This is a genomic window from Pseudoalteromonas sp. TB41 (genome assembly GCF_000497975.1).
GTDB classification, from domain to species: Bacteria; Pseudomonadota; Gammaproteobacteria; order Enterobacterales; family Alteromonadaceae; genus Pseudoalteromonas; species Pseudoalteromonas tetraodonis.
Genome location: NZ_AUTH01000113.1, coordinates 1 through 8,329 on the forward strand (window position 1 = coordinate 1; position 8,329 = coordinate 8,329).

Here is an 8,329-nt window from a genome sequence, read left to right on the forward strand (position 1 = left end):
GCTTTTGCACAGTCGTCAGATGGAACTGGTTCTGTCACAAACGTTTCGAAACAAGAAGAAAAAGAACATCAAGATGAGCATGAACACGAAAAGGGACATGAAGAAGATAAAGGTGACCATGACGAGCACGGCCATGAAGGTGGTAATAAAGAGGGAGAAGAAGGACATGAAGAAGGTATCACTATTGATCCAAAGAAGATGTCGCTTGCTAACATTAAAGTGGAAAGTGTTAAGCCTGAATATCAATTTAGCTCCGTATATGCACCTGGCGAAATAAAAGCTAATGGCTATAAAAGTTATGTGGTATCACCACGTACAGAGTCAGTCATTATCAGTCGCCATGCAGCGCTTGGCGAGTATGTAGAAATAGGTCAGAAGTTAGTTACATTATTTAGTGAAGCAATGGCACAAGCACAAGCTGACTATTTAATCGCTTCAACCGAATGGCAACGTGTAAAAAAGCTGGGTAATAAGACGGTGAGTGAAAGTCGATTATTACAAGCTGAAACAACATACAATGCGAGCTATGGCAAGCTCATTGCTTTAGGGTTAACTGAAAAAGCAATAAATGGTATTTCTAACAAAGACATTAAAGCATTTGGGCAATATGCATTAACGGCGCACCGTGAAGGTGTCGTGCTTCAAGACGACTTTATCCAAGGGCAACGTGTTGATGCTGGGGATTCAGTCATGTTGTTAGCTGATGAAAAACAACTATGGGTTGAAGCAAAAGTTTCTCCAAATAAAAAGCTAAATTTATCAATTGATTCTCCTGCGGTACTTAAATTAGAAGGCCAGAGTTACAATGCCAAAGTTATCCAAGAAGCCCATACAATTGATCCCGTAACTCGTACAAGAATTATTAGATTGGGGGTACAGAATGCTGATGATAACCTTCATTCAGGTATGTTTGTAAAAGTTTACTTTCAGTTTGCCACAAAGCAGAAAGTGATGGCTGTGCCAGAAGAAGCATTGATCCGCAGCGCAGATGGTGATTGGACCGTATTTGTCGAAGACCACCCTGGAGAATTTAAAGCTGTAGAAGTAGAACTAGGCCGAGCCTTAGGTGATTTTAGGGAAATCATTGGCCTTGATAGTGGGACGCGAATTGTAACCAAAGGCGCATTTTTTGTTGCTTCTGAAATCGCTAAAGGCGGATTTGATCCGCATAACCACTAAGGAGCAAGACTATGTTTAATAAAATAATAGATTGGTCTGTTAATAATAGACTCCTGATTTTGATTGCGCTGTTTGCCACAATTGTCGGCGCAATTATGGTTATACCAAAACTAAATTTAGATGCCTTTCCTGATGTTACTAATGTTCAAGTTGCTGTAAATACTGAAGCGCCAGGACTAGCTGCTGAAGAAGTTGAACAACTCATTACGTACCCCATTGAAGCGGTCATGTATGCCTTACCTGATGTAGAACAAGTGCGCTCAATTTCTAAAACAGGCTTGTCTGGCGTCACGGTTGTTTTCAAAGAAGGCACCGACATTTACTTTGCAAGACAACTTGTATTTGAGCGTCTTCAAGCCGCAAAAGAACTGATACCAGAAGGTGTCGGCACACCCGAAATGGGGCCAAACACCTCAGGGCTAGGCCAAGTATTTCAGTACCTTCTTATTTCAGATAAAGATGCAGGCTATGATGCTATGGCACTCAGGAGTCTCAATGATTGGGTAGTAAAATTACTCGTTATGCCTGTCGATGGTGTTACTGATGTACTCTCCTTTGGAGGTATTGTTAGGCAGTACCAAGTAAATGTAGATCCATCTAAGCTTCTTTCTTATAACCTAACGCAAGAAGACGTTGTTGGTGCCCTAGATAACAACAATGCCAATGTTGGCGGATGGTATATGAACCGTGGGCAAGAGCAGCTTGTTATTAGAGGTGCAGGTTGGTTTGAAAGTGGTGACGCTGGTATTAGTAATATCAAACAAGTTCCCGTCAAAACAGTTGATGGGACAGTTGTGACGGTTTCGGATATTGCTAAAGTTGAAATGGGCAGTGAAATTCGTCAAGGTGCTGTCACAATGACGCGCAAAACCGAAGACGGTAAAGTCGAAAATTTAGGTGAAGTTGTCTCTGGCATTGTCTTAAAACGCATGGGGTCTAATACTAAAGCCACCATTGATGGTATCAATGCAAGAATCCCATTAATTAATCAAGCATTGCCTAAAGGTGTTCGCTTTGAACCATTTTATGATCAGGCTGATTTGATTGAAAAAGCCGTTGATACAGTAGTTGATGCACTATTACTAGCATTTATTTTCATCTGTATTGTATTAGCACTATTTTTAATGAATATACGTGCAACCTTCCTTGTCCTAATATCTATTCCAATTTCAATTGGTATCGCGTTAATGATCATGGCTTGGTGGGGCATTTCTGCAAACCTTATGTCATTGGGTGGCATTGCCGTAGCCATTGGTATGCTAGTTGATGGTTCAGTCGTGATGGTTGAAAACATGTTTAAGCATTTAAATAGACCAGACTCTACCCATTTAAAAACTGTAAAAGAAAGAGTGCCTAGTGCTGATACTGATCCACATGATGTAGAACAAGATGAGCATGGTATTAAGTTACGTCTTCAAAATGCGGGTAAAGAAGTGGCTCGTCCCGTATTTTTTGCAGCTTCTATTATTTTAGTCGTATTTACGCCTTTATTTAGCTTTGAAGGTGTTGAGGCAAAGTTATTTCAACCTATGGCAATAAGCATCATTTTAGCTGTTATATCTGCTATTGTGGTTGCGTTGTTTGTTGTACCCGCTTTAGCTACTTATTTATTTAAGTCAGGTGTAAAAGAGAGGGAAAGCTTTGTTCTTAGGCCATTAGACAAACTCTACAGAAAAGGGCTTACATTCGCACTAAAACGCACCAAATTAGTCATTTCAGCCGCACTTATATTAGTTTTCTCTGCCTTTGCATTAGTTCCATTAATTGGTACTGAATTTGTACCTGAGTTAGAAGAAGGGACGATAAACTTAAGAGCAACGCTGGCACCTTCTTCCAGTTTAGATACCGCGCTCACTGTGGCACCAATTCTAGAAGAAAAACTAATGGCTTTTCCTGAAGTAACCTATGCATTAAGCCGAATTGGTCGAGCCGAAATAGGTGGAGATCCAGAGCCTGTGAATAACATAGAAATTTACATAGGGTTGAAGCCTGTTTCTGAGTGGACCAGTGCATCTAATCGATATGAACTTCAAGGGAAAATGGAGAGATCTTTAGAGGAGTTTCCTGGCTTACTACTAAACTTTTCTCAACCTATTGCGACTCGTGTTGATGAGTTACTATCTGGCGTAAAAGCTCAGTTGGCGATAAAGTTATTTGGCCCTGAGTTAGACGTTTTAGCAGCTAAAGGACAAGAGATCGAAGCGGCTATAAAGAGTGTTGATGGTGCAAGAGATGTTGCTCTTGAGCAAATTGCAGGTGAAGCGCAACTTGTCGTAAAACCTAATAGGCAAGAGCTATCGCGCTTTGGACTTTCAGTTGTTGATATAATGGAAGTTGTGCGAGATGGTATTGGAGGGGTTGAAGCTGGACAAATCATCAAAGGCAATGAACGTTATGATATTTACGTGCGTATTGAAGAAGAGTACCGACAAAATAAGGAAGCTATTTCAGATATTCGAATTCAGTCACCAACAGGCGCCTGGGTACGCTTAGGTGATGTTGCAACAGTTTCATTTGAATCAGGTCCTCCTCAAGTAAGGCGCGATGATGTTCAAAGGCGTGTCGTTATTCAAGCAAACGTTCAGAATAGAGATATGGGCAGTGTAGTAGCCGACATCAGAAAAGTTATTGCTGAGAAAGTTGACCTACCTTCAGGCTACTCGGTAGCAATAGGTGGCCAATTCGAAAGCCAGCAGCGTGCTCAAAACAGACTAGCTATCGTTGTACCTTTATCTTTAGCGCTAATTGCATTGTTACTTTACTTTGCTTTTGGCTCTGTTGGTCAAGCTATGCTGATTTTAGTGAATGTGCCACTAGCCGTAATTGGCGGTGTTTTTTCTCTGTATATATCTGGCCAATATTTATCTGTACCAAGCTCAGTAGGCTTTATTACCTTATTCGGTGTAGCGGTATTAAATGGGGTTGTAATGGTAGAAAGCATCAACCAACGAATAAAAGATGGCTTAGAGGCTTCCAAGGCAGTTTTTGAAGGAGCAACGTCAAGATTAAGACCTGTACTTATGACAGCAATTACATCTGCATTAGGATTAATCCCAATGCTAATGTCAAATGGTGTAGGTGCTGAAATCCAGCGCCCACTTGCCAGTGTTATTGTAGGTGGCTTGGTAACGGCCACGCTGTTAACACTGTTTGTATTACCTGTTTTATATCGCTGGTTTTCAAGGAAAAAAATTGAGGAGTTGTCTCGTTAACTAAGATAGCCTAACTTAGATTATTCCGTATTAGGTACGTAGCTGATGCGGAATAATTTTATAATGTTACGTGGTAAGAGATGGGTCATTGTCTTTCTGGAAAAAGAGGTGGTTTGATCTACTGCTATAGTAAAGAAGATATTTTAATATACAGCTCTTTTGCTTGTGCGTGATTTAAATTATTTGCTGACTTATTTTGACCAATAGTTGAAGTGACACTTACAGCCTCGTTAGAGGTTTGTTCGATATCTTTTGTGGTTTTTGCTCCATTATCTTTATGCAAGCGTTCTATACCAATACTAGAGATATTGACCGAATCACTAGTAAGCACGTTAAGATTTAATTTCGTTACGGTATTTAAAAACGGCAGACCAGCACTAGCGGAATTTACATCCGCTATATTTGTATTGACACTTAATAGGTTAATACTCAACTTTACTTATACTCCCCTAGTATCCAATTATAGTATCTTGTTGGGGAGATCGCCATTTTTCTATTAGATAACAAAGCTAACAATATTTGTGATCGGATACTTTTAATGGGCACTTCAGCTTTAAGCTCATTATTTGTGTATATTAGGTAACAGTAGAGGGCGAACTTCTTCCATATTGTTTTGATTAACCTGCACAACATGAAAGCTCAGTTACATCTTTATTAAAGGTTTGAGCACACAGTTTTAACCCTTCAACCATCGTTAGGTATGGAAATAATTGGTTTGCTAAATCAGTAACGGTCATTTGGTTGCTAATAGCTAATGCTGCACTTTGAATTAACTCTCCACCCTCATGAGATAATATCTGTGCCCCAATAATGCGCTCACTTTTACTCTCCGCTACTAACTTAATAAAGCCATCAGTTTCAAAGTTAGCTAATGCCCTTGGCACATTTTCCATATCCAAAACTCGACTAACAACATCAAGACCTTTAGATATAGCTTGCTCTTCTGATAAACCTACCGTTGCAACTTGTGGGTCAGTGAATACCACGACAGGCATGGTAGATAAATCAAGTATAGCATCACCACCTGTCATATTTATTCCTGCTCTACTTCCTGCTGCCGCTGCTACATAAACAAATTGAGGCATGTTAGAGCAATCACCTGCTGCATAGATATTCGCTATTGATGTCTCCATGCGTTCATTGACTTTGATCGCTCCATTCATTTCTGTTTCAACACCTATACTTTCCAAGCCAAGTTTACCTGTATTAGCAAATCGACCTGTGGATATTAGTAATTTTCTGGCTGTTAATGTTCCCTCATTAGTACCTAATGAGAATAGACTTCCATCATGGCTTACATTATTAGCCTGCGTATTATCTAGGATTTTGATACCTGCATATTCCGGAGCATCGTGAACAGTGATTCCGGCCCATCGTGAACACCCGTTCTGGTTTTAGCGTGAACGCTCATTCCGGTTTTATCGTGAACACTTTTGACTGATTTTCCGGAATCGGTGTTCACACCAAACCAGTACAATTTCAACGCATTGATTATTAATTACTTTGTTAAGCTATTTCCTTTTTGTATTACTGAGGAAGGGATATGGCGACTAAGAGGATCACAATGCGTAAAATTCGAGAAGTGTTGAGGCTACATTTTGCTGCCCAACTCAGTGTCAGAAAAATAAGTGCCAGCACTAAGATCAGTGTCGGTGGTATTCAAAAACTACTCACTAAAGCCAGAGCTTTATCGTTAAGTTGGCCACTGCCCGACGAGCTTGATGATTCTGTGCTTGCTAGTCAGTTCTATCCTCGCGCCGACACTCGGCCATCCCAGCGATTTGAAGTGCCAGATTGGCCAGCCATTCGAAAAGAATTAACGGGCAAAGGCGTCACCAAGAACTTACTCTGGGAAGAATATACTCAGCAATATCCGAATCGTTGTTACAGCTATTCTCAGTTCTGCGATCGCTATATGACCTGGCTTAAAAAGCAAAAACGTTCGATGCGACAAGTGCATAAAGCAGGAGAAAAACTCTTTGTCGATTATGCGGGTCAAACGATGCCCATTGTTTGTAATGCGACGGGTGAAGTGAAGTTCGCCCAGATATTCGTGGCGGTGATGGGCGCATCAAATTATACATTTTGTGAAGCAACCTGGAGCCAAAGTCTACCCGACTGGATCGGCAGTCACGTGCGAGCATTTGAATTTATCGGCGGTATACCTGACATGGTTATCCCCGATAATTTACGCAGTGGTGTCAGTAAAGCGTGTCGCTACGACCCTGATGTTAACCCGAGTTATCAGCAATTGGCCGCGCATTATGGCACCGTGATTGTGCCTGCTCGTCCCAGAAAACCACAAGATAAAGCCAAGGCCGAAGTGGGCGTGCAAATCATTGAACGCTGGATACTCGCCAAGTTACGACACCAAACCTTTTTCTCATTAGCTGAGCTAAACCATTGCATCAAAGCCTTACTGCTTGAGGTCAATAATAAGCCCTTTAAGCAACTGAGTGGGACACGACAATCATGGTTCGAGTCAATCGACAAACCCGCCCTCGCGCCCATGCCCAAACTAGCTTATCAATTCACGGATATTAAACACGTCAAAGTGAATATTGATTATCACGTTCAGTATGATAACCATCTTTACTCGGTACCCCATCACTTGGTGGGTGAAAAGCTTGAACTTCATGCCAAAGACAACTTGATTGAGGCTTATTTCAAGCATAAACGCATCACCAGTCACCCGAGAAAATATCATCCGGGCATGACCACCACATCCGAGCACATGCCTGTAAAGCATGAGAAGCATCATAAATGGTCACCAGGGCGTTTAATGAATTGGGCGAAAGATATTGGAGATGACGTTTTGCTCTGGGTGAAAGCACAATTGGCACAGAAACAACATGAAGAACAAGCGTATCGTGTGTGCTTAGGCTTACTCAACCTATCAAGAAGCTATCCCGCCGATCGGCTCAATAACGCCTGTGCGATAGCCAATCAATACAGTTTATATCGGTTAAAACATATCAAAGACATACTCAGTAGCAACCAAGATAAATTGCCGCGAACGCAAGAAGAGCCGTCGACGTTATTGCCACAATCCCATGAAAATATCCGTGGTCCTAAAAGCTTCCATTAAGGTAAGGAAATTCTATGTTAGAACAAACGATAACTCAGCTTCGTCAACTCAAACTCAGTGGTATGGCCAACGCCTTAGTGAGCCAAATGGAACAACCAAGTACTTATGAAGGGTTGTCCTTCGATGAGCGACTACAACTGCTAGCAGACAGTGAAGCCCAAGACCGAGAGAGCCGAAAACAACAACGCTTACTTAAAGCGGCAAAACTTAAATTAGCCGCTAACGCCAGAGACATAGATTATCATCACCCGCGAGGTCTCAATCAATCGATGATGGCATCGCTACTGCAATGTGATTGGCTGAATAAATCACAAAACTTACTGATCACAGGCCCTTGCGGTAGCGGTAAAACCTATATCACTTGTGCGCTTGCGCATACAGGATGCATGAAAGGCTACAGCGTTAAATATTACCGACTCTCAAGGTTGATGCTTGCGCTGACACAAGCCAAAGCAGATGGCACTTACAGTCGAATGTTACAGTCACTCGCTAAGATCGACTTACTCGTTTTAGATGATTGGGGGCTTGAGCCACTTAAAGCGGCACAACGAAATGACTTAATGGAGATCATGGATGATAGGCACGGCAGTTCATCAACCGCCATCATCAGTCAATTACCCACCGAAGAATGGCATCAATCCATCGGCGATAATACCTTAGCCGATGCCATTTTAGATCGACTAATGCACAATGCTCATCGGATAAAATTAAAGGGGGAGTCTATGAGAAAAATTCAATCTAAAATTGACCATCGTGAACACTTAGGTTAAAAATGTCATGAACCCAATGCGTGGAATTTAAGTGTTCACGATAAAACCGGAATCGGTGTTCACCATCACCGGAATACGCA

5 protein-coding genes and 1 pseudogene are annotated in these 8,329 nt (G+C 41.5%); 4 read left to right on the plus strand and 2 right to left on the minus strand.

The genetic code is table 11. The features are described 5' to 3' along the window. Both L641_RS0120615 and L641_RS0120620 read left to right on the plus strand, forming a co-directional pair. The coding region (locus L641_RS0120615) for an efflux RND transporter periplasmic adaptor subunit (protein ID WP_024601567.1) at positions 1-1,179 on the plus strand (1,179 nt) is incomplete at its 5' end. Positions 1,180-1,190: 11 nt separating this feature from the next. Beyond that, entirely contained in the window at positions 1,191-4,391 is a 3,201-nt protein-coding gene (locus tag L641_RS0120620) for a CusA/CzcA family heavy metal efflux RND transporter (RefSeq protein ID WP_024602992.1), read from the plus strand. A 124-nt stretch (positions 4,392-4,515) separates the two neighbouring features. Here the strand turns inward: L641_RS0120620 and L641_RS0120625 are convergent, their stop codons facing one another. After that, positions 4,516-4,824 (minus strand): hypothetical protein, encoded by a 309-nt coding sequence (locus L641_RS0120625; protein ID WP_024602993.1) that lies wholly within the window; start codon positions 4,822-4,824, stop codon positions 4,516-4,518. Positions 4,825-5,008: 184 nt separating this feature from the next. After that, positions 5,009-5,725: pseudogene (locus tag L641_RS0120630) on the minus strand (FAD-dependent oxidoreductase); the annotation flags it as partial. Positions 5,726-5,934: 209 nt separating this feature from the next. Here L641_RS0120630 and istA point away from each other — a divergent pair. Together istA and istB are read left to right on the plus strand one after the other, a co-directional pair. Beyond that, a complete protein-coding gene (gene istA / locus L641_RS0120635; protein ID WP_024600838.1) occupies positions 5,935-7,479 on the plus strand; it encodes an IS21 family transposase in 1,545 nt (514 codons plus the stop codon). Positions 7,480-7,493: 14 nt separating this feature from the next. Then, entirely contained in the window at positions 7,494-8,249 is a 756-nt protein-coding gene (gene istB / locus L641_RS0120640; RefSeq protein ID WP_008108839.1) for an IS21-like element helper ATPase IstB, read from the plus strand. Positions 8,250-8,329 lie beyond the last annotated feature (80 nt).

Coding starts and splice junctions, on each gene's coding strand:
- istA (WP_024600838.1), top strand. CDS start 5,935: ATGGCGACTAAGAGGATCACAATGCGTAAAATTCGAGAAGTGTTGAGG.
- L641_RS0120620 (WP_024602992.1), top strand. CDS start 1,191: ATGTTTAATAAAATAATAGATTGGTCTGTTAATAATAGACTCCTGATT.
- istB (WP_008108839.1), top strand. CDS start 7,494: ATGTTAGAACAAACGATAACTCAGCTTCGTCAACTCAAACTCAGTGGT.